The organism is Streptomyces sp. NPDC026589, assembly GCF_040638385.1.
In the GTDB taxonomy this organism is placed as follows: domain Bacteria; phylum Actinomycetota; class Actinomycetes; order Streptomycetales; family Streptomycetaceae; genus Streptomyces.
The window spans coordinates 362,794-384,162 of sequence record NZ_JBEZYG010000003.1; the positions used below are offsets into that span (position 1 = coordinate 362,794).

General features: G+C 71.5%; 20 protein-coding genes and 2 tRNA genes. 20 read left to right on the forward strand and 2 right to left on the reverse strand.

All coding sequences use genetic code 11. The features are described from left to right. Window positions 1–46: 46 nt before the first annotated feature. The 4 genes from AB0F29_RS07525 to AB0F29_RS07540 all read left to right on the forward strand — a co-directional run bounded on the left by AB0F29_RS07525 (window position 47) and on the right by AB0F29_RS07540 (window position 4,009). On the forward strand, window positions 47–538 hold the full coding sequence (locus AB0F29_RS07525) for a hypothetical protein (RefSeq protein WP_361868448.1): 492 nt from the start codon (window positions 47–49) through the stop codon (window positions 536–538). Window positions 539–626: 88 nt separating this feature from the next. Further along, complete coding sequence (locus AB0F29_RS07530) at window positions 627–1,913, forward strand: glutamate-5-semialdehyde dehydrogenase (RefSeq protein WP_361868451.1); 1,287 nt, start codon at window positions 627–629, stop codon at window positions 1,911–1,913. A 155-nt stretch (window positions 1,914–2,068) separates the two neighbouring features. Next, the gene (locus AB0F29_RS07535; RefSeq protein WP_361868453.1) at window positions 2,069–2,656 is read left to right on the forward strand and encodes a hypothetical protein; all 588 of its coding nucleotides are present in this window, start codon (window positions 2,069–2,071) and stop codon (window positions 2,654–2,656) included. A gap of 207 nt (window positions 2,657–2,863) precedes the next feature. Further along, the gene (locus AB0F29_RS07540) at window positions 2,864–4,009 is read left to right on the forward strand and encodes a hypothetical protein (RefSeq protein ID WP_361868455.1); all 1,146 of its coding nucleotides are present in this window, start codon (window positions 2,864–2,866) and stop codon (window positions 4,007–4,009) included. Here AB0F29_RS07540 and AB0F29_RS07545 read toward each other — a convergent pair. Then, the gene (locus AB0F29_RS07545) at window positions 3,921–5,072 is read right to left on the reverse strand and encodes a M48 family metallopeptidase (protein WP_361868458.1); all 1,152 of its coding nucleotides are present in this window, start codon (window positions 5,070–5,072) and stop codon (window positions 3,921–3,923) included. The genes AB0F29_RS07540 and AB0F29_RS07545 overlap by 89 nt on opposite strands. Before the next feature lie 111 nt (window positions 5,073–5,183). On the opposite strand from AB0F29_RS07545, the gene AB0F29_RS07550 reads away from it, so the two are divergent. From AB0F29_RS07550 to AB0F29_RS07620, 15 genes are all read left to right on the forward strand, one after another. Beyond that, entirely contained in the window at window positions 5,184–5,336 is a 153-nt protein-coding gene (locus AB0F29_RS07550) for a hypothetical protein (RefSeq protein ID WP_018961243.1), read from the forward strand. An 84-nt stretch (window positions 5,337–5,420) separates the two neighbouring features. Beyond that, a complete protein-coding gene (locus AB0F29_RS07555) occupies window positions 5,421–5,582 on the forward strand; it encodes a hypothetical protein (RefSeq protein ID WP_018961242.1) in 162 nt (53 codons plus the stop codon). A gap of 38 nt (window positions 5,583–5,620) precedes the next feature. Then, window positions 5,621–6,238, forward strand: a complete 618-nt coding sequence (gene nadD, locus AB0F29_RS07560) for a nicotinate-nucleotide adenylyltransferase (protein WP_026291102.1) — start codon at window positions 5,621–5,623, stop codon at window positions 6,236–6,238. 19 nt (window positions 6,239–6,257) lie between these two features. Continuing rightward, the gene (locus tag AB0F29_RS07565) at window positions 6,258–8,108 is read left to right on the forward strand and encodes an LCP family protein (protein WP_361868463.1); all 1,851 of its coding nucleotides are present in this window, start codon (window positions 6,258–6,260) and stop codon (window positions 8,106–8,108) included. Window positions 8,109–8,316: 208 nt separating this feature from the next. Further along, window positions 8,317–8,748, forward strand: a complete 432-nt coding sequence (rsfS, locus tag AB0F29_RS07570; RefSeq protein ID WP_018961239.1) for a ribosome silencing factor — start codon at window positions 8,317–8,319, stop codon at window positions 8,746–8,748. Next, the gene (locus AB0F29_RS07575; RefSeq protein ID WP_361868724.1) at window positions 8,745–9,398 is read left to right on the forward strand and encodes a histidine phosphatase family protein; all 654 of its coding nucleotides are present in this window, start codon (window positions 8,745–8,747) and stop codon (window positions 9,396–9,398) included. Before rsfS ends, AB0F29_RS07575 begins: the two co-directional genes overlap by 4 nt. A 139-nt stretch (window positions 9,399–9,537) precedes the next feature. After that, window positions 9,538–9,610: transfer RNA gene (locus AB0F29_RS07580), tRNA-Ala, on the forward strand. A 132-nt stretch (window positions 9,611–9,742) separates the two neighbouring features. Further along, window positions 9,743–9,931: a hypothetical protein gene (locus AB0F29_RS07585; RefSeq protein ID WP_361868467.1), complete on the forward strand. Its 189-nt coding sequence runs from the start codon at window positions 9,743–9,745 to the stop codon at window positions 9,929–9,931. Window positions 9,932–9,934: 3 nt separating this feature from the next. Further along, window positions 9,935–10,168: a hypothetical protein gene (locus AB0F29_RS07590; RefSeq protein ID WP_003969224.1), complete on the forward strand. Its 234-nt coding sequence runs from the start codon at window positions 9,935–9,937 to the stop codon at window positions 10,166–10,168. Between the two features lie 148 nt (window positions 10,169–10,316). Then, window positions 10,317–10,389 (forward strand) — tRNA-Ala (locus AB0F29_RS07595). A 382-nt stretch (window positions 10,390–10,771) separates the two neighbouring features. Beyond that, window positions 10,772–13,645, forward strand: a complete 2,874-nt coding sequence (leuS, locus tag AB0F29_RS07600; RefSeq protein WP_361868470.1) for a leucine--tRNA ligase — start codon at window positions 10,772–10,774, stop codon at window positions 13,643–13,645. A 205-nt stretch (window positions 13,646–13,850) separates the two neighbouring features. Further along, complete coding sequence (locus AB0F29_RS07605; RefSeq protein ID WP_361868473.1) at window positions 13,851–14,636, forward strand: hypothetical protein; 786 nt, start codon at window positions 13,851–13,853, stop codon at window positions 14,634–14,636. Between the two features lie 122 nt (window positions 14,637–14,758). After that, entirely contained in the window at window positions 14,759–15,604 is an 846-nt protein-coding gene (locus tag AB0F29_RS07610; protein ID WP_361868476.1) for a DegV family protein, read from the forward strand. A 682-nt stretch (window positions 15,605–16,286) separates the two neighbouring features. Beyond that, on the forward strand, window positions 16,287–16,976 hold the full coding sequence (locus tag AB0F29_RS07615) for a ComEA family DNA-binding protein (RefSeq protein ID WP_361868479.1): 690 nt from the start codon (window positions 16,287–16,289) through the stop codon (window positions 16,974–16,976). Between the two features lie 179 nt (window positions 16,977–17,155). Continuing rightward, entirely contained in the window at window positions 17,156–19,570 is a 2,415-nt protein-coding gene (locus tag AB0F29_RS07620) for a ComEC/Rec2 family competence protein (protein ID WP_361868726.1), read from the forward strand. An 11-nt stretch (window positions 19,571–19,581) separates the two neighbouring features. Here AB0F29_RS07620 and AB0F29_RS07625 read toward each other — a convergent pair whose 3' ends face one another. Further along, window positions 19,582–20,040: a pyridoxamine 5'-phosphate oxidase family protein gene (locus AB0F29_RS07625; RefSeq protein ID WP_361868482.1), complete on the reverse strand. Its 459-nt coding sequence runs from the start codon at window positions 20,038–20,040 to the stop codon at window positions 19,582–19,584. Window positions 20,041–20,149: 109 nt separating this feature from the next. Between AB0F29_RS07625 and AB0F29_RS07630 the strand changes: the two genes are divergently transcribed. After that, on the forward strand, window positions 20,150–21,016 hold the full coding sequence (locus tag AB0F29_RS07630; RefSeq protein ID WP_361868486.1) for an arylamine N-acetyltransferase: 867 nt from the start codon (window positions 20,150–20,152) through the stop codon (window positions 21,014–21,016). The last annotated feature ends 353 nt before the right edge of the window (window positions 21,017–21,369 follow it).

Sequence of the window (21,369 nt, forward strand, 5' to 3'; positions counted from 1 at the left end):
GGGGGAACAGGGGTACCGCACAGCAACACATCACAGGAGGCCGCCGGTGAGACGAGCGCGCCCGGGGGCGCCGCCCCGAGGCACGGCCGACCGCGCCCTGACGAGCGTCGGAGCGGGGGCGGATTTCGACCAGAATCCGCTCCCGGCGGACACCGTCGAACGGGAGCCGGTCACGACGGCGAAGGAGGAGGCCCCGCAGTCCAAGCTCTGGCACATCACGCTCAGCGTGTCGGGCGCCGAGACTCCGCTGGGGGAGGTCAGACGCGGCCTGGAACAGCTCGCGCACGACCACCCCTTCCTGCTGACCAGCCGCTACGCGAGCGACCACGCGGAGATCCGCTACTGGGAAGAGGCCCGCGACCTGCACGACGCGGCCGCGGTCGCGCTGCGGTTGTGGGGCGAGCACCGCTCCAGCGCCCAGCTCCCGCCCTGGGAGATCGTCGGCCTGGAAGTCATCGACCGCGAGACCTACCACCTGCGGATCGCCGAGGGCTACGGGCCGCCGCCCGCGGCCCCCGTGGGCGTGCACCCCTACTGACCGCGATCCGGTGGCGTCCGCGCCCCGGGGCGTCTCGCATCACGGGATACGTGACGGATGCCCGCAGAGCGCGCATTACTCTGCGGGCATGACCACGCTCTCGCCCTACGACAACCTCTCCCCGGTCGCGCAGACCGCCTACCGGGCCCGCGCCGCCGCCGCCGACATCGCGCCACTTCCGCGCGCGGCCAAGGACGACGCGCTGCTGGCCATCGCCGACGCCCTCGAAGTGCGCACGAGCGAGATCGTCGAGGCCAACGCGAAGGACGTCGAGCGCGCCCGCGAGGCCGGGACGGGCGAAGGCATCATCGACCGCCTCACCCTCACCCCGGAACGGATCCGCGCCATCGCCGCCGACGTACGGGACGTCGCGGCCCTCCCCGACCCGGTCGGTGAGGTGGTGCGCGGCTCGACCCTGCCCAACGGCATCGACCTCCGGCAGGTGCGGGTACCGCTCGGCGTGGTCGGCATCATCTACGAGGCCCGGCCCAACGTCACCGTCGACGCGGCCGCCCTCTGCCTGAAGTCCGGCAACGCGGTCCTGCTGCGCGGCTCCTCCTCGGCCTACGCCTCCAACACCGCCCTCGTCCGGGTCCTGCGCGACGCGGTCGGCGGCTCCGGCCTGCCGGCCGACGCGGTGCAGCTCGTCCCGGGCGAGAGCCGTGACTCCGTGCGCGAACTGATGCGGGCCCGCGGTCTCGTCGACGTCCTCATCCCGCGCGGCGGCGCCTCGCTGATCCGCACGGTCGTCGAGGAGTCCACCGTGCCCGTCATCGAGACGGGCACCGGCAACTGCCACGTCTACGTCGACGCGCAGACGGACCTGGCCATGGCGGTCGACATCCTGATCAACTCCAAGGCCCAGCGCCCCAGCGTCTGCAACGCGGCCGAGACCCTCCTCGTCCACAAGGACGTGGCGGACGCCTTCCTGCCGCTCGCCCTGGACGCGCTGGCCGAGGCCGGGGTCACCGTCCACGGCGACGAGCACGTCCTCGCCCGCGCCGAGGGAACCAAGGCCTCGGTGGTCCCGGCGACGACCGAGGACTGGGAGACCGAATACCTCTCCTACGACATCGCGGCGGCGGTCGTCGACTCCCTGGACGCGGCGGTCGCCCACATCCGGCTCTGGTCCTCCGGCCACACCGAGGCGATCGTCACCACCTCGCAGGCCGCCGCCCGCCGGTTCACCCAATTGGTCGATTCGACGACGGTCGCCGTGAACGCCTCCACCCGCTTCACGGACGGCGGGCAGTTCGGCTTCGGCGCCGAGATCGGCATCTCCACGCAGAAGCTGCACGCCCGCGGTCCGATGGGCCTGCCCGAGCTGACCTCGACGAAGTACATCGTCACGGGGGACGGGCACACCCGGCCCTAGCGCCTCGGCCCCTTCTCGGCCCCTTCTCGGCCCCTTCTCGGCCCCGGCCCCTCCCGACGGGAGGGGCCGGGGCCGACCACGCGTTCTCCCGTGCCGATCCGGGGGAGTTCACGGGGTCCCTGCCCAAAAGGTCCCGGCCGGGCTACCCTGAAACCGTGCCGGACGACGTGGGGGGCAAGCCGTTTCCTGACGGCTGGGAGCCCGACGACGACCGCGGGGGCGCGGACGAGGACTTCGCCTCCGTGGTGTTCGACGAGGACTTCGTCCGGTCGGCGCCCGTCCATGAGCCCACCGCCGTGGAGCGCCTTCTCGCCGCCGCCGAGGCCCGTGCCGAGACCGACGCCGCCCGCGTCCGTCGGAGCCGCCGCGCGGACGACGACGCGTACGACCCCTACGACGGCCCCCGGGGCTACCACGACCCCCAGGACCTCGACTACGACCCCGACCACGGCATCGGGGACGACGACTGCGCCCCGGGGCCGTACAGCCGCCACGGCGGCTCCCTGCGCCCCTACCGCAACTCCGCCCGCTGGCACCGCCCGGTCGCCTGGCTGCTCGCCCTGGTGATGGGCGTCGGCATGGTCTCCCTCGCCTTCACCGCGGTCTACCGGGGCGGCTCGAACAACCGGCAGGACCAGGTGCCGCCGCCCGTCACCAGCGGCGTGGACAAGCCCGGGGCCGCCCCGTCGGCCTCCGCGGACCACTCCCGCCCCACGGTCTCCGCCGAGCCCCGGCTGCCCTGAACCCACCCCCTCCGTCACCCGATCGCCGACGGCCGCCCCAGGCGCTTGCGCACTTCCCATCCGTCTCCGCGTTTACGCGGGCCGCAATCGACCTACCCTCAAGATGTGACCCCTCGTTCCCAGGGGGGCTTCTCGCTGCGGAGGCCACTCGGCCGAAGCAGACCGTTGCGCACCGAACCGACCGGTGTGGAGATGGGGAGAGAAGTCATGACAGGCCGCTCAGAACCACCGGACGGTGCGCCCGAGAACCCCGCGGGCGGCGAGGACGAGTACCGCTCGCTCGTCTTCGACGAATCGTTCGTCCAGGCTGCGCGGATGCAGGAGTACTCGGCGCAGGAACGGATGGGCGAGCACGCCCGCGCCGTCCGGGCGCTGCCCGACACGCAGGTCATCCGCAGCGGCGGCTCCCGGGCTGCCGTAGCCCTGGTCGTCCTCATCGCCCTGGCCTTCGCGGTGGCCGTCTACATAGGATTCCGGAGCCCGTACCCCCAGCCGGCCGCCCGGCGGGCCGAACCCCTGCGGACCACCGTCGTCCCCCTGGCCCCCCGAGGAGCCGTACCGGGCGGATCACCCGAGTGGCTGTACCGGGCCGAGCCGGTCTCCGGATTCCGCACGGGCGCCGACGGCATCAACTTTCCCACCGTGCAGCGCACGCAGAACTTCTCCGACAGCCAGATCACCGCCGCCCTCGCCACGGTCAAGGACTACCTGGTGGAGTCGTCCCTGAACCCCGACGTCCTCACCGGCTCCGTACGCCGGCCCGTCGAGCACCTCCTCGACCCGGACCAGCGCGCCCAGTTCGAACAGAGCCTGAGCAGCCCGGCGGACGCCGAAGGCCACGCCGCCACCGGCTGGCTGGTGCGCTTCGACCCGGAGCAGGTGGAGCTCGCGGACCCGCAGATCCGGGTCGAGGGGACCCTCGGCTACGAGGAAGAGGGCCCTGGCGTGCTCGGCGTCGTCTCGGACCACACGTTCACCTACGCCCTGCGCCCGGCGGACGGGCCCCACCGGGACGACGACGCCTCCCTGTTCACCGTGCGGCGCGAGCTGCGCTTCCGCTTCGACCGGGAGGACCTGCGACTGCACCGCCTGGAGGTGCTCATCGCCCATGTCCAGGCCGGGCCGCAGTCCTGCTCGGCCGACGCGACCGGGATGCTCCGCCCGCTCCTCGCCGGGGAACGGGCGGACGCCCGCGGGCCCGCCGCCACCGACCCGTACGCCACGGGCCGGCCCACGGCGGCGCTGTGCGGGACCCTGGAGGCCGTCAGCTCCCCGACGGCCCCGACGACGTCCCCGGGCTCCCCTCCTCAGGGTCCTGGGGCGGCCGACCGGCCGTCCCGTCCCCGTCCGTAGCGGAACCGCCGGACGGGCCCTGCGCCCCGCCCTTCGCGCCCCCGGTTCCGGTGAACCGGTCACGCAGCTTGCCGCCCAGGTCTCCCGCCCCGCCGGCGATGTCGCCCACGAGCTTCATCAGCGGGTCCTTGCTGGTGCGCACCGTGTCCGCGTAGTGCGAGGCGGACTCCCGGAACGAGTCGGTCACCGAGGTGTCCTTGTCCTCGTCGCGCCGCGGGTAGTGGCCGTCCATGATCCGCTGGAAGTCGCGGGTCTCCGACCACTTCTTCAGCTCGGCGGCCCGCACGGTGGTGAACGGGTGAGTGCGGGGCAGCACATTGAGGATCTTGAGGACGGAGTCCCGGAGGTCGCCGCCCTTCTCGTACTCGTCGGCCTGGGCGAGGAAGGCGTCCACGTTCATCTCGTGGAGGTGATTGCCGCCCGCGATCTTCATCAGACCGCGCATGGAGGCCGTGATGTCCTGGCCGACCAGCAGCCCGGCCCGGTCCGCGGACAGCTCGGACTTGCGGAACCACTCGCGCAGCGCCGTCACTATCGCCATGATCGCCACATTGCCCAGCGGGATCCAGGCGACCTTCACGGCCAGGTTGGTCAGGAAGAGCAGTATCGTCCGGTACACCGAGTGACCGGAGAGCGCGTGGCCCACCTCGTGGCCCACCACCGCCCGCATCTCCTCCTCGTCGAGCAGCTCGACCAGGCCGGTGGTGACCACGATGATCGGCTCGTCCAGCCCGATGCACATGGCGTTGGGCTGCGGGTCCTGCTTCACGTACATCGGCGGGACCTTCTCCAGGTCCAGGATGTAACACGCGTCCCGCAGCATGTCGTTGAGGTGGGCGAACTGCGCGTCGCTCACCCGGACGGAGTCGGAGAGGAAGAGCAGCCGCAGGCTGCGCTCCGGGAGCAGCCCGCTGAGCGCCTTGAACACGGTGTCGAACCCGGTCAGCTTGCGCAGGGCCACCAGGGCCGAGCGGTCGGCGGGGTGCTCGTAGGCCCGGGAGGAGATCCCGGGAAATCGTCGGCGCTGCCTGCTCGGCACGTTCTCGTGACTGTTGTCGGTCATGGATGGCCCCCTGTTCGTACGAGACGTCGCTCGTCCCCCGGACAAAACCCAGCGTATGCGCTGGCGCTACGGTGTGCGGGGGGCTGTGGATAACTTTGAGGAGCGCCCGAAATGTCGCACACCGCCGTACTGCTCGCCGCCGCGTCCGAGGAGCAGGGACCGGGTGACACCCTCCGGATCGTGTTGCTCGTCTCGATCCTCGGAGCGGTGCTGCTCGCGTGGTTCCTGCTGCGCGGATACCGCAACGACGACAACAACGACTGAGTCGCCGTGAGCGTGCCCGGGGGGCCCGCATACGATGTGACCGACGTCTTCCTTCCGATTCACGATCGATAGGTCCTGCCGAAGATGAGCCTCACGAGCACCGCACACCAGCTGGTCACTCTCGCCTCCGAAGGCGGCGAGGGCGGCAACCACGAAAGCCTCAACCCCTACTTCGTCGGCGCCGGGGCGTTCCTCGCGCTGATGTTCCTGCTGTGGGTCACCACCCGCTTCAACCGCGACCGCTGAGTCAGAGGCGTACAGCTGTGCCAGTAGGCTCTGCACGCATGGGAGAGCAGGAAGTGCCTACCGGCCCCGGCAAACGCCGCATCGGCGTGATGGGTGGGACATTCGACCCGATCCACCATGGACACCTGGTGGCGGCCAGTGAAGTGGCCGCCCAGTTCCATCTCGACGAGGTCGTCTTCGTCCCGACCGGGCAGCCGTGGCAGAAGAGCCACAAGAAGGTCTCCCCGGCCGAGGACCGCTATCTGATGACGGTCATCGCCACCGCGTCCAACCCGCAGTTCTCCGTCAGCCGGAGTGACATCGACCGTGGCGGACCGACGTACACCATCGATACGCTGCGGGACCTGCGCGAGGTCCACGGCGACGCGGACCTCTTCTTCATCACCGGCGCCGACGCGTTGTCCCAGATCCTCACCTGGCGCGACGCGGAGGAGCTGTTCTCGCTCTCCCACTTCATCGGTGTGACCCGCCCGGGTCACGTGCTCACGGACGACGGACTGCCCGAGGGCGGTGTCTCCCTCGTGGAGGTGCCCGCGCTGGCGATCTCGTCCACGGACTGCCGTGAGAGGGTCGCGCAGGGGGAGCCGGTCTGGTACCTGGTGCCGGACGGCGTGGTCCGCTACATCGACAAGCGCCAGCTGTACCGCGGCGAATGAGCCACGGAGAGGGGCACCGGTGAACGACCCACAGAACCCGTACGACCCGTACTACCAAGAGCCGCAGATCATCGGCTACGACGCGTACGGGCAGCCGGTCTACCAGCAGCAGGGGCAACAGCAGTACGACCAGCAGGGCCAGTACGACCAGCAGCGTCAGCAGGGCCAGGGTTACGACCCCTACGCCGCACAGCCGGGTCAGGGACACCGGGCCCAGGACGCCGGCTACGGCTACGACGCGTACGGCAACCCCCAGCAGCAGCCCCGGAGTTACGACCCCTACGCCGCCCCGCATCCGGGTCAGGCGCCTCAGCCGCCCCGGACGCAGCAGGGCCAGGGTACGGACCCGGGGTACGGCTACGGCTCCTACACCGACTACGGGTACGCCGCCGGTCAGCAGCCCGCCGCGGTCGACACCGGTCAGCACTGGAGCATCCCGCAGCAGGGCGCGGCCCCCGCGCCGGAACAGGCCCCGCAGCAGCCTCCCGCTCCGCAACCGCAGCAACCACAGCAGTCACAGCAACCGCAGCAGTCACAGCATTCACAGCGGTCGGCGGAAGACGCGGCGGAGCCGGACGCGGAGCCCGCGCTTCCGGGGCAGCGCAAGCCCGCCCCCGACTACCGCACCGAGCAGTTCTCGTTCATCGAGGAGCCCGACGAGGACTCCGAAGACGTCATCGACTGGCTGAAGTTCACCGAGAGCCGCAGCGAGCGGCGCGAGGAGGCGCGGCGCAAGGGCCGCAACCGGATGGTCGCCCTGATCGTCGTAGCCGTTCTCGTCGTCGTCGGCGGGGCCGGCTATCTCTGGTCCGCCGACATGATCCCGGGCCTGTCCGGGTCGGAGGAGAAGAAGGCCGTGGCCGCCGGCGCCCAGCAGCGCGACATGATGGTGGTGCACCTGCACGACACGAAGAGGGGCGGCACCTCGACGGCGCTGCTCGTCGACAACACCACCACCAAGCAGGGCACCACCGTCCTGCTGCCGAACTCCCTCGCCGTCGCCTCCGACGACGGAACCACCACCACGCTCGGCAAGTCCGTCGAGGACGACGGCAGGACCGGTACCCGGGAGGCGATCGACACCCTCCTCGGCACCCGGATCACCGGCACCTGGCGGCTGGACACCCCGTACCTGGAGAACCTCGTCGAGCTGGTCGGCAACATCGAGGTCGACACCGACGCCGATGTGCCGGGTGCGAAGAAGGGCGAATCACCCCTGGTGAACAAGGGCGAGGGCCAGACGCTCAGCGGCGCGATGGCCGTCGCGTACGCCACGTACCGTGCGCCGGGGGAGCCCGAGGCCAAGCAGCTGACGCGGTTCGGCGAGGTCATGCGGGCCACGCTGCGCAAGATCTCCGAGGATCCCAAGGCCGCGACCGTCACCATCGAGACGCTGCTCCAGGTGCTGGACCCGTCGCTGCCCGAGAAAGACCTTGGGGCCTCGCTCGCCAAGCTGGCCTCGCGTGCCAAGGTCGGCGACTACAAGACGGCCCTGCTGCCGGTCCAGGAGGACGGCACGCTCACCGAGGCGGACACCCGCGACGTCGTCAAGGACATCCTCGGCGGCACGGTGAAGGCCCCCGAGGCGGGAGCTCCTCTCCGCGTCGCCGTCCGCAACGCGACCGGGAACGAGAAGGCCGCGGAAGCCGCCCGGGTCCAGCTGGTCAACGGCGGTTACGCCTTCGTGGACAGCGGCAAGGCAGGGGCCGAGACGTCGTCCGTCGTGCTCTACCGGTCCGCCGAGGACAAGGAGAAGGCCGTCGAGGTGGCCAAGACCCTGGGCCTCTCCGCGGGTGACGTGAAGAAGGGCGAGCCGGCCGCCAACGCCGATGTGTCCGCGGTCCTCGGACAGGACTTCGAGGTCCCGTAGCCCGCCCGGGACCACCGGTCGGCGCTCCGGCGCCGGCCGGTGGTCCCGCGTCCGAACCCGACCAGGAAACGCAGTTCGGTCCGGCCGGGAAACGGGGTGAGGCCCGGCCGGCAAACCCGGTGAGGCCCGGCCGGGAAACGCAGTAAGGCTCTGTCGGCGGTCCGTGAGACCCTAGAGGTTGCATCCGACCGCCGACGAAAGCCTGCATGTGACCGCCACGGACCGCTCCATCGAGCTCATCAACGCCGCCGCTCAGGCGGCCGCCGACCGGCTCGCGCACGACATCATCGCCTACGACGTCAGCGATGTGCTGTCGATCACCGACGCCTTCCTGCTCGCCTCGGCCCCCAACGACCGCCAGGTCAAGTCGATCGTCGACGAGATCGAGGAGCAGCTCCAGAAGGAGCTCGGCGTCAAGCCGGTGCGCCGCGAGGGCGACCGCGACGCCCGCTGGATCCTCCTCGACTACGTCGACATCGTCATCCACGTCCAGCACAGCGAGGAGCGCGTCTTCTACGCGCTGGAGCGCCTGTGGAAGGACTGCCCGGAGATCGCCCTCCCCGAGGACGCGGTCAAGACCCGTGGCAAGGCCGAGGAGCACGCACAGCTCAACGGCGGCACGGAAGGTGATCAGAGCTGAACGGCAGCAGCAGCGGCACGGGCCGCAGGATCGTTCTCTGGCGGCACGGCCAGACGGCGTGGAACCTGGAGCGCCGTTTCCAGGGCTCCACGGACATCGAGCTCACCGAGGCCGGCGTCGGGCAGGCCCGCCGCGCCGCCCGGCTGCTCGCCTCGCTGAAGCCGGACGCCATCGTCGCCTCCGACCTGCGACGGGCGGCGGCCACGGCTGCCGAGCTCTCCGCAGTCAGCGGCCTCTCCGTCGCCCACGACGCCGCACTCCGTGAGACGTACGCCGGTGCCTGGCAGGGGCTGACCCACCAGGAGATCATCGAGCGCTTCGGTGATCAGTACGCGGCGTGGAAGCGCGGAGAGCCCGTGCGTCGCGGCGGCGGCGAGCTGGAGACCGAGGTCGCCGACCGGGCGGCCCCAGTCGTTCTGGAGCACGCCGAGAAGCTTCCGGAGAACGGCACGCTCGTCGTGGTCAGCCACGGCGGCACGATCAGGACGACGATCGGCCGGCTGCTGGGCCTGGAGGCGCACCACTGGGAAGGGCTCGGCGGGCTGTCCAACTGCTGCTGGTCCGTCCTCGGCGAGGGTGCGCGCGGCTGGCGCCTGCTGGAACACAACGCCGGCACGCTCCCCGAGCCTGTCCTCGGCGACGACGACTAGACGCCGTCCGGAGGCAGTTGAGAGGCCGTTCGCGGGCCGTCCTCGGGCGGCGCGGGCCGGATTTCACTTTCCGGCCGGTCGCAGGCTAAAGTTCTTCTTGTTCGCAGCGCGGAAACGCAGGGAAACAACAGCGAACAGCGGGGCTATAGCTCAGTTGGTAGAGCGCCTGCATGGCATGCAGGAGGTCAGGAGTTCAATTCTCCTTAGCTCCACAATCAGGATCCCGTCCCCATCAGGGGGCGGGATCTTCTGTATAGGGAGCACCGAGCGGGCTGACCCCCTTGCGGGGCCATGGCAGAATCGGAACGCCGGAGGGGGCGACGTACCGATCGGGAGGGAGCGCGATGCCTGCGAGTCGCGAACACGTCCCCGACCAGCCTCTTGTCGCCGCCTCGTACCCCGCCCCCGTACCGCTCGAAGATCGATCCCGCCTCGGCTGCCCGTCCTGTGGTTCGTCCCATGTGGCCCAGGTTCTGGGTGACAACGGAGGGGTCTCCTACGTGTGCACGGCCTGCGGCCACAGCTGGAGCTGACTGATGGGTGCACACAGGCGTAAGTGCGACTGGTGCGGCAGCGGTACGCCCATCGTCAGGGACATGGACCCGGTGAACGCTGAGTACCAGTACTGGTGCGAGGAATGCGCGCGGGCGTTGATCATAAAAGGCGACCCCATCGAGACCTACCGGGAACTGGAGGGGGAGCCGATCTACGGGAGGCTCCTGGAGGAGCACTGCACACTCAAGCGCTTCTACTCCTTCGCGACCGCCTGACCTCGCGACCGCCTGACCTGCGGCTGACAATCCACCGTTCGGGATGATTCGGGCGTATCGGTGCGGACCGGAAACGATTTGGTGAAGCACCGGGGGGACCGTGTAATGTTCTCGATGTCGCCAAGGGAAACCGGGCGACACACAGCGAGGGGCTATAGCTCAGTTGGTAGAGCGCCTGCATGGCATGCAGGAGGTCAGGAGTTCAATTCTCCTTAGCTCCACAAGATCGACAGTGAAGAAGCGGGCCACCCGGATCGGGTGGCCCGCTTCTTTGTCCGGTTCTCTTGTTCCGGTTCTTGTCCGGATCACGTATGCCCGGATCGGCCTCGGCCTGGACCGGCCGCGTCCCCTGCCCAGCGCTCGCCGGCCCGTGACCGGGCGTTCCGTCCGCCGGGCGGACGCCCCGGAAGCCGTACTCCCCGCTCCCTTCCGAGCCCGTGCGGTACCCTGACGCCATGTGTGCCGTACGCCTTCTGCTTAGCGAGCCGCGCTGAACAGTCCCGACCGGTGAGAACGCCTGGTCGGAGTCAGCGCGGCGTCCCCTCCTGTGCGAGGGGATTTTTCGTTTCCCGGCAGATGACGATCGATGGAGCTTTGAGGATCATGAGCGAGACGAATTCCGCAGCCGAGACGGCCGCGCCGCACCGCTACACGGCGGCGATGGCCGCCGACATCGAGGCACGCTGGCAGGACTTCTGGGCCTCCGAGGGGACGTACGAGGCCCCGAACCCCACCGGTGACCTGGCGGGCGACCCGGAGCTGGCCGCCAAGCCGAAGAAGTTCATCATGGACATGTTCCCGTACCCCTCGGGCGCGGGGCTGCACGTCGGACACCCGCTGGGCTACATCGCCACCGATGTCTACGCCCGCCACCAGCGGATGACCGGCCACAACGTGCTGCACACCCTGGGTTTCGACGCCTTCGGCCTGCCCGCCGAGCAGTACGCCGTCCAGACGGGCACCCACCCCCGGGTCTCCACCGAGGCCAACATGGAGAACATGAAGGCCCAGCTGCGCCGGCTGGGTCTGGGCCACGACAACCGCCGCTCCTTCGCGACGATCGAGGCCGAGTACTACAGGTGGACGCAGTGGATCTTCCTGCAGATCTTCAACTCCTGGTACGACACCGAGGCCGACCGGGCCCGCCCGATCGCCGAGCTGGTCGAGCAGTTCGAGAGCGGTACGCGCGCGACCCCCGACGGCCGTGAGTGGAGCGCGCTGAGCGCCACCGAGCGCGCCGACCTGCTGAGCGAGTACCGCCTGGCGTACGCCTCCGACGCCCCGGTGAACTGGTCGCCCGGGCTGGGCACCGTCCTGGCCAACGAGGAGGTCACCGCCGACGGCCGCTCCGAGCGCGGCAACTTCCCCGTCTTCAAGGCCAAGCTGCGCCAGTGGAACATGCGCATCACCTCCTACGCGGACCGGCTGCTGAACGACCTGGACGGGCTGGACTGGCCCGAGGCCATCAAGCTGCAGCAGCGCAACTGGATCGGCCGCTCCGAAGGCGCCCGGGTCGAGTTCCCGGTGGACACCGCCGGCGGCATCACCGTCTTCACCACCCGCCAGGACACCCTGTTCGGCGCGACGTACATGGTGCTGGCGCCCGAGCACGACATGGTCGAGCGGATCATCCCGGCCGCCTGGCCCGAGGGCACCCACCCGGTGTGGACGGGCGGCCACGCGAGCCCGGCCGAGGCCGTCACCGCGTACCGCAAGCAGGCCGCAGCCAAGTCCGACGTCGAGCGGCAGGCCGAGGCCAAGGACAAGACCGGTGTCTTCACCGGCGCGTACGCGACCAACCCGGTCAGCGGCGAGAAGGTTCCCGTCTTCATCGCCGACTACGTCCTGATGGGCTACGGCACCGGCGCGATCATGGCCGTACCGGCGCACGACGCGCGCGACTTCGCCTTCGCGCGCGCCTTCGAGCTGCCGATGCGCTGCGTCGTGCAGCCCTCCGACGACCGCGGAACCGACCCCTCCACGTGGGACGACGCCTTCGCCTCGTACGACGCGAAGCTGGTCAACTCCGCCAACGAGGAGATCTCGCTGGACGGCCTGGGCGTCGTCGAGGCCAAGGCGAGGATCACCGACTGGCTGAAGGAGCACGGCGTCGGCGAGGGCACCGTCAACTTCCGGCTGCGCGACTGGCTGTTCAGCCGGCAGCGCTACTGGGGCGAGCCGTTCCCGATCGTGTACGACGAGGACGGCATCGCCCACCCGCTGCCCGAGTCGATGCTGCCGCTGGAGCTGCCCGAGGTCGAGGACTACTCCCCGCGCACCTTCGACCCGGAGGACGCGACCGCCCAGCCCGAGACCCCGCTGTCGCGCAACGCCGACTGGGTCAACGTCACGCTGGACCTGGGCGAAGGCGCCGGCCCCCGGCAGTACCGCCGCGAGACCAACACCATGCCCAACTGGGCCGGTTCCTGCTGGTACGAGCTGCGCTACCTGGACCCGAACAACGACCGTCAGCTGGTCGATCCGGCGATCGAGCAGTACTGGATGGGTCCGCGTGAGGGGCAGCCCACCGGTGGTGTCGACCTGTACGTCGGCGGCGCCGAGCACGCCGTGCTGCACCTGCTGTACGCGCGCTTCTGGTCCAAGGTGCTGCACGACCTGGGCCACATCTCCTCCGCCGAGCCGTTCCACAAGCTGTACAACCAGGGCATGATCCAGGCCTTCGTCTACCGCGACAGCCGGGGCATCGCCGTTCCCGCCGCCGAGGTGGAGGAGCGCGACGGCGCGTTCTACCACGAGGGCGAGAAGGTCAGCCGCGTCCTGGGCAAGATGGGCAAGTCCCTGAAGAACGCGGTCACGCCGGACGAGATCTGCGCCGAGTACGGTGCGGACACCCTGCGCCTGTACGAGATGGCGATGGGCCCCCTGGACGTGTCGCGCCCCTGGGACACCCGGGCCGTGGTCGGTCAGTACCGGCTGCTCCAGCGGCTGTGGCGCAATGTGGTCGACGAGGAGACCGGTGAGATCACCGTCGTCGACACGGAGCCCGGCGAGGACACGCTGCGCGCCCTGCACAAGGCCATCGACGGGGTCGGCCAGGACATGGCGGGGATGCGGTTCAACACCGCCATCGCCAAGGTCACCGAGCTGAACAACCACCTGACGAAGGCCGGCGGCCCGCTGTCGCGCTCCGTCGCCGAGCGGCTGGTCCTGCTGATCGCCCCGCTGGCCCCGCACATCGCGGAGGAGCTGTGGCGGCGGCTGGGCCACACCGGGTCGGTCGTGCACCAGGACTTCCCGGTGGCGGACCCGGCGTACGTCGTGGACGAGACCGTCACCTGCGTCGTCCAGATCAAGGGCAAGGTCCGGGCCCGCCTGGAGATCTCGCCCGCCATCACGGACGAGGAGCTGGAGGCGCTGGCCCTGGCCGACGAGGCGGTCGTCGCGGCGCTGGGCGGGGCCGGGATCCGCAAGGTGATCGTGCGCGCGCCGAAGCTGGTGAACATCGTCCCCGCGTGACGATTGCTGCGTGACCGCTGCTGTGTGACGACGGCCGGGCGGTGGCGGCCGGGTGATAGCAGCCGCGTGATGGTCCCTGGGCGTGGTGGGGGCCATCCCCTACGGGCAGGTTGGGGGTTCCGAAGGAACCCTCGGCCTGCCCGTTCCGTTTACGGTGGAGGGGCGACCGGTATCGGCGGCCGCATCGAGATATCGAGGGGCATTCATGGAAGCCGCGATCACGATCCTGGCGTTGCTCTTGGTCGCGTTCGTCGCGCTGGGCGTCTACGCGACCGTGAAGGCCGTCGGCGCGGCCAAGCGAGGTGTGGACCGCACGATCACGCAGGCCCGGCGCACCGTGGAGGACACCACGCTCCGGGCCAAGAGCTTCGGGCAGACGGGTGTCGCCGGCGAGCTGGCGCAGCTCCGGCTCGCCCTGCGCACCTCGATGCGCGCCACGCAGGACGCTCTGCACGCCGGTGCCGCCGAGGACGCGTCCCTGGCCGAGTCGGTGGCACTGTTCCGGAGGCTCAGCGAGCACGGCCTCGAACTGGACGACGAGCTGAAGCGGCTGGAGCGCGAGCCGGACCGGGCGACGGTCGCGGGCCTGCTGCCCAAGCTGAGGGAACGCACGCAGCGGATCACGCACTCGGCGGAGTCGCTGCGCTGGGCGGCGCGGGACCGGGCGCGGCAGTTCGCCGACGACGACCTGGACGCGCTGAACGCGCAGATCGACATCGAGGCCGGCGCGCTGCGGCACTGGACCGTCGAGGAGCCGCCGCAGGCATCCGGCGCGGGGGCACCCGCCTCGACACCGGGCCAGGGCCCCGGGACGGACTGGCCCGAGCCGGCCGCCTCGACGGACCCCTCGGCCGGGAACAGCAGCACGGCCGACCAGGCGTGGTCCGGACCGGCCCGCGAGGAGAGCCCGCAGGCGATCACCGCCCCGGACCCGCGGCTGCGCACGACCTACCCCTGGCAGAAGTCCACCCGGCCGGAAACGACGAACTGAGGCACACGCGACGGCTCGGGCGTATCCACGACCCGGCCGGATACGCTCCGAAGAGGCCATGAACGATCAGAGGGCCGGGGCCGGGCTGCCGCACTTCCACCACGCCAGGTAACCTCCGGCTCATGTCCCGCCATGTCGCTATCGTCACCGATTCCACGGCCTACCTGCCGCGCCCGACGATGGAACGGCACGGCATCACCGCAGTGCCGCTGACCGTCGTCCTGGGCGACCGGGCGCTGGAGGAGGGCACGGAGATCTCGGCCCGTTCGCTCGCCCTGGCTCTGCAGAAACGCCACTCCGTGACCACGTCCCGCCCCAGCCCCGAGGTCTTCGCCGCGGCCTACCGGGCGGCGGCCGAGGGCGGCGCGGACGCGGTGGTGTCGCTGCACCTGTCGTCGGAGTTCTCGGGCACGTACGACGCCGCGCTGCTCGCTGCGGCGGACGCCCCCGTTCCGGTACGTGTGGTGGACACCGGCATGGTCGCCATGGCCCTGGGATTCTGCGCTCTGGCGGCTGCGGAGACCGCAGAGGCGGGCGGTGGCCCGGACGAGGCGGTGTCGGCCGCGGAGAAGCGGGCCGCAGGCACGTCGGCGTATTTCTATGTCGACACGCTCGACTATCTGCGCCGGGGCGGACGCATCGGTACGGCGCAGGCCCTGCTGGGATCCGCGCTGGCGGTGAAACCGATCCTGGAGCTCGACGCGGGACGGATCGAGATGCTGGAGAAGGTGCGGACGGCGTCCAAGGCCATTGCCCGCCTGGAGGAGATCGTCGCCGAGCGGGCGGGGGCGGCCCCGGTGGACATCGCCGTCCACCACCTCGCCGCCCCGGAGCGCGCGGAGCGCCTGGCCGAGCGGCTGCGCGAGCGCGTTCCCGGCCTGGTCGACCTCCACGTCAGCGAGGTCGGCGCGGTGATCGGGGCGCACACGGGGCCGGGGCTGCTCGGCGCGGTGATCTCTCTGCGGTGATCTCACCGCGCGGATCTCACCGCGCTGCTTTCTCTGCGTTGCTTTCGCTGCGCTGATCTCCTCGCGCTGAGCGGGATTTCACCCCGTGGAGTGGTCGAGTTGTCCACAACCGCCGGTCTTTCCACAGGAATCGGTGCTGCTCAGCGGGTTCGGGCGGATGTGCCTAACGTCGTGAGGCATGGCCCTTCGATCTTCTCGAGCGTCGGCTCCCGATGCTCCTTCCGCCTCTGCCCCGTCATCCGACGCATCGTCCACGTTTCCACCTCCGCCCTCGCCTGAGCCGCCCGACCCGTTGTCGGCGAGGACGCCCGCACGGGTGCGACGCGGTTCCGGCACGCGCCCGAGTGGCCGGGCGGGCGTGGGCCCCGGCGCGCGTTCCGATGCACGCCATGGTGGGCGGCTGTCCGCGCGGGGGCGTTCCGCCCGTGCCGCGATGGCCGCGCGTCGTCGGGCGGACGCGCTGATGGCAGGTGTCCCCGGGCCAGGGCGCGGTACAGCGGAGCCCGTGCCCGTATCGGCACGTGAGGCGGAGCCCGTGCCCGTATCGGTATGTGAGGCGGAGCCCGCGCCCGTGCCCGTGTCGGAAGCCCCGGGGGTGGTGTCCGGGGGTACGGCTAGGGCGGGCCGTCTCGTGTCGGCCGTTCGGGAGCGGCTGCCGTTGTGGTTGCGGCTCCGGTGCGGGATGGCGCCGCGCACGCCGGTGGTGCTCGGACTGGTGCTGCTCGCCGCCGTGGGTGTCGCGGCGTTCCACTTCTGGTCCGTACGCCCCCAGGCCGTGCGCCCGCCGGAACCGGTCGCCGACGAAGCGGCGGCGCCCGCGTTGCCTCCGGACCCGTTACGGTCCGGGGGCACCGGACAGGCCCCCCGTCCGACCGCAGGGGCGCCACCGGACGTGGTTGGGGGCGGGGGAGGGCAGATCGTCGTCGATGTGAGCGGCAAGGTGCTTCGGCCGGGGGTCCGCCGGCTTCCGGCGGGCTCGCGGGTGGCGGACGCGCTCGACGCGGCGGGGGGTGTGCGCGCGGGCACGGATGTGACGGGGATCAATCGGGCGCGGGTCCTGCTGGACGGTGAGCAGGTCGTCGTGGGTCTGCCGCCCGGCCCGCCGCCCCCCGGGCCGGGCGGTGGCGGGCACGCCGGGGCCGACGGGCCGGGCGGCGCGCCGGGCGGGCCCGGGCCCTCGGCACCGCTGAGCCTGAACACGGCGACCGCGGAGCAGTTGGAAACGCTGCCAGGGGTCGGGCCCGTGCTGGCCCAGCACATGATCGACTACCGCACGGAGAACAACGGATTCCGGTCCGTCGACGAGCTCAGGCAGGTCAACGGGATCGGCGACCGCCGCTTCGCCGAACTCCAGCCGCTCGTACGGCCATGAGCAGCCGGGAGGCTGCCCGGCCCTACGTCCGGGGGGCGGGCGATGCCGCGGGCAGTTCGGCGTGTGCGCCGAGTGTTCCGGGAACGCCGAGTATTCCGGTTGCGCCGGGTGTTCCGGGTGCGCCGAGTGATTCGGGAACGCCGGGTGGTGCCGGGGCGCGAGCGGAGGGGCCCGCGGACCTGCGGCTCGTTCCGCCCGCCCTGGCGGTCTGGGCGGCTGCGGCGTCGACGCTGGGGCTGCCGGGGCGGTGGGCGGCCGCCGTGGCAGCCGCCTGTCTGGTTCCGGCGGTCGTTCTGCTGGTGGTGGCCTCGCGCACCTCGCGGGAGGGGCGGCCCGCCGGACGGTCCCGGGCCGTCGCCGCCGGGGGAGCCGTCCTGCTGTGCGCGGCGGCGGGCGCGGCCGTGGCCGGACTCCATGGGGCCGATGTCCGGAGCGGCCCGGTCCCCGGGCTGGCGGAGGAGTACGCGCGGATCGACGCCGACGTACGGGTGACCTCGGATCCCCGGACGACCCGCCCGGCGGTCCGGGGCAACCACAGCGCCCCGGCCCTTCTCCTGATCGACGCCGAGGTCGTGGAGGTGCGGACGCCGGACGGCTCGGGCACCCGGGTCCGGACACCGGTGCTGCTCATGGTCGCGGCGGGCGACCACCGGGCGGACTGGCAGAAGCTGCTGCCGTCCACCCGGCTCCGGCTCGGCGGCAGGCTCTCGCCCCCCGCCCATGAGGGCGAACACCTGGCGGCGGTTCTCCGGGTGGACGACGAGGGGGCGCCTCGGATCACCGGTCCGCCGACGCGGGTCCAGCGCATGGCCGGGGAACTGCGCGCCGGGTTGCGGGAGGCGACGGACGATCTGGACGCGGACGCCCGTGCGCTGTTGCCGGGGCTGGTGGTCGGTGACACCTCCAGGATCCCGCCCGAACTCCACGACGCCTTCAAGTCGACCGATCTGACGCACCTCTTGAGCGTTTCCGGGGCCAACCTCTCGATCCTGCTCTTCCTCCTCGTCGGGCCGCCGGGCTCGGCGCTGAGCGCGGAACGGCGCGGCGTGGCACCGATGTTGGGGCTCTCCCTGCGCGGGACCGCGTTGATCGGCGGTGGGCTGACCCTCGCCTTCATTGTCGTGTGCCGTCCGGAACCGAGCGTGCTCCGCGCGGCGGCCTGCGGTCTCATCACGCTCCTCGCGATCGGAACGGGCCGCCGGAGGTCCCTGATTCCCGCCCTGGCGGCGGCTGTCGTCCTCCTGGTCCTCTACGATCCCTGGCTCGCCCGGAGCTACGGCTTCCTGCTGTCGGTGCTCGCCACCGGTGCGCTGCTGACCCTCGCGCCACGGTGGAGCGCCGCGCTGCGGGCGCGGCGGGTGCCGGGGAGGCTCGCCGAGGTGCTGGCCGCGGCGGCGGCCGCGCAGGCCGTGTGCGCACCCGTGGTGGTGGTCCTGGCCTCACGGGTCAGCCTGGTGGCGGTCCCGTGCAACCTGCTGGCGGAGTTCGCCGTGGCGCCGGCGACCGTGCTCGGGTTCGCGGCGCTGGCCGTCGCCCCGGTCTCCCCGCCGGTGGCCGAACTGCTGGCCGGGATCGCCGGCTGGCCGGTCGGGTGGATCGCCACGGTCGCCCGCACCGGGGCGGGGCTCCCCGGAGCGGAGGCCCAGTGGCCCGGAGGGTGGTCCGGCGCGGCGCTGCTGGCCGGCCTCACGGTGCTGGCCGTGTTCCTGGCGCCGAGGCTGGCCCGGCGCCCGTGGATCTGCGCGGCCACCGGGCTGCTCCTCGTGCTGGCGGTGCTGAGGCCGGTTCCGCTGACCCGGATCATGACCGGATGGCCGCCGCCCGACTGGGCGTTCGCCCTCTGCGACGTGGGGCAGGGCGACGCGATGGTGCTCATGGCGGGGGAGGGCACGGGGGTGGTCGTCGACGCCGGACCCGATCCCCGTGCGGTCGACCGGTGTCTGCGCGACCTCGCGGTGACCCGTGTCCCCCTCGTGGTCCTCACCCACTTCCACGCCGACCATGTGCGCGGGCTGCCTGGCGTGCTCCGGGGCAGGGCGGTGGGCGCGATCCAGACGACGAGCCTCGAAGAGCCGCCGGAGCAGGCCGCGTTCGTACGGCGGACAGCGGCCGCGGCGCGGATCCCGACGATGCGGGCCGTGGCGGGTGAGCACCGCCGGGCGGGCCCGGTCGACTGGCGGGTCCTCTGGCCGCGCCAAGGGCCCGGGGGCACGGGGGCGCTGGTGCGGGAGCCGAACGACTCCAGCGTCACGCTGCGCGTACGGGCGGCCGGCGGGCTGACCCTGCTGCTCCTCGGGGACCTCGAACCCCCGGCCCAGCGGGAGTTGCTGCGCGGCCGGGAGGTTTCGGGTCCCGTGGACGTCCTCAAGGTGGCCCACCACGGCTCGGCGTTCCAGGACACCGGGCTGCTCCACGGCGTACGGCCGAGGCTGGCGCTCATCTCCTGCGGCGCGGACAACCCGTACGGACACCCCTCGGCCCGCACGGTGGCCGCCCTCAGGGCGGCCGGGGCCCGGGTCCTGCGCACCGACACCGACGGCCCGATCGCCGTGACGGGCACCGGGAAGGCGCTGCGGGCGGTGGGCCGGTCATGACATGGCGCGGGTCAGACCAGCCACGCTCCGGCGAGCATCAGGTCGCGGTCGGCCAGTTCGTTCACCTCGCGCCAGGCGCGCACGGTGTGGGGGGTGATGTGCAGAAACACCCAGGCGGGGGTGCGCGGGTCCCATCGGAGCTTCGCGGCGAAGGCTTCCCTTGCCGCAGGGGGAAGGTCGGCCCCCTCCAGGATCCTCGCCCCGCCCTCGATCAGCACCACGTCGCGCGTGGGGCCGAGGGTGATGCGGACCGGGCCGTCGGGAGTCACGTTGACGGCGGTGGGATTGGTCCGCCGGGTGGCCATGACCAGGGTGCCGGTGTCGTCGTCCCAGAGGAACGACAGCGGGACCAGAGTGGGCACGCCGTCCGCGGAGGCTGTCGCCACCCACGCGTCCTCGTCCTGTCGCAGACGATCCAGGGTGTCCTGCTTGCGCTGCTCACGGCTGCGCGCGGCATCGTGTTCGGTCATGCCCGTCAGGCTAGACCGCGATCACCGTGCCACGCCTCGGGCAACGGGCCTCGGTCAGGAGTCCTAGGACCGGTGGTCCGTGGGGCGGGAGCGGGCGCAGACTGGGCCCATGACCCCGCAGACACCCATGACGTCCGGCGCCTCCGTCCCGGGACCCGACGACAGCATCACCCCCGCTGCCGTCGACGCCTATCTCACCCGGATCGGCGCGGACCGTCCGGTGCGGGCCGACATCGAAGCGCTGCGCGACCTGCAGCACCGGCATCTGCTCGCCGTGCCCTTCGAGAACCTCTCGGTCCATCTGGGCGAGGACATCGTGCTGGAGGAACGGGCGCTCATGGCCAAGGTGACCGGCGGTCGCGGGGGCTTCTGCTACGAACTGAACGGCGCGTTCGGGGCGTTGCTGCGGGCCCTCGGCTTCCGGGTGACCCTTCTCCAGGCCCGGGGCTTCGGCGACGGCGGCCGGCTGGGCATTCCGTACGACCACATGGCGCTGCGGGTGGAGACCGAGGACGGTACGGGGCCCTGGCTGGCGGATGTCGGGTTCGGCGACAACGCGCTGTGGCCGCTGGCGCTCGACGACCGGGCGGAGCAGGAGGATCCCCGGGGTGTGTTCCGGCTCCGTCAGGCGCCGCAAGGGGATCTGGATCTGCTGCGCGGAGGCTCACGGCAGTTCCGGCTCGACCTGAGGCCGCGGACGCTGCCGGAGTTCCGGGGAGGGGCCTGGTACCACCGCACCTCGCCGGACTCGCACTTCACCCGATCCCTGGTGTGCTCCCGGTACACGGAGACCGGGAGGGTGACGCTGAGCGGGCGGACCCTGGTCACCACGGTCGGCGGGGATCAGCACCGTACGGAACTGGCCACGGACGAGGAGGTGCTCGCCGCCTACCGGGACCACTTCGGGGTGAGGCTCTCCCGGGTCCCCCAGCTCCGGGAGACGGTCGCGGCGCCGGGGCCCGCCGCCGACCGGTGACACGCGAAACGCTACGGACGAACGCCAGGGACGGACACCAGGGACGGATGCCACGGACGGATGCCACGGACGGATGAGGGACGGGTGCCGAGGGCGAATACAGCGGGCGACTGATCCACACCGCGGAACTTGTCATTCGGGCCTTCGGCAACACCTGCGTGGCCGCTCGACGCAGCTCATCGCACCTCGTCATACGTCCGTACACCTCATTACACCTTGTGGCAGCTTCGTACAAGACCCTCCGAGGCCCTCCGTTTGCCTCGAACGCCGCAATAGTGATCGAATGCGTATTCGTCGGCGGGCCACTGATCCGACAAGGACGTCCACATGTCAGGGGCCCGAAGCGTGCAGCG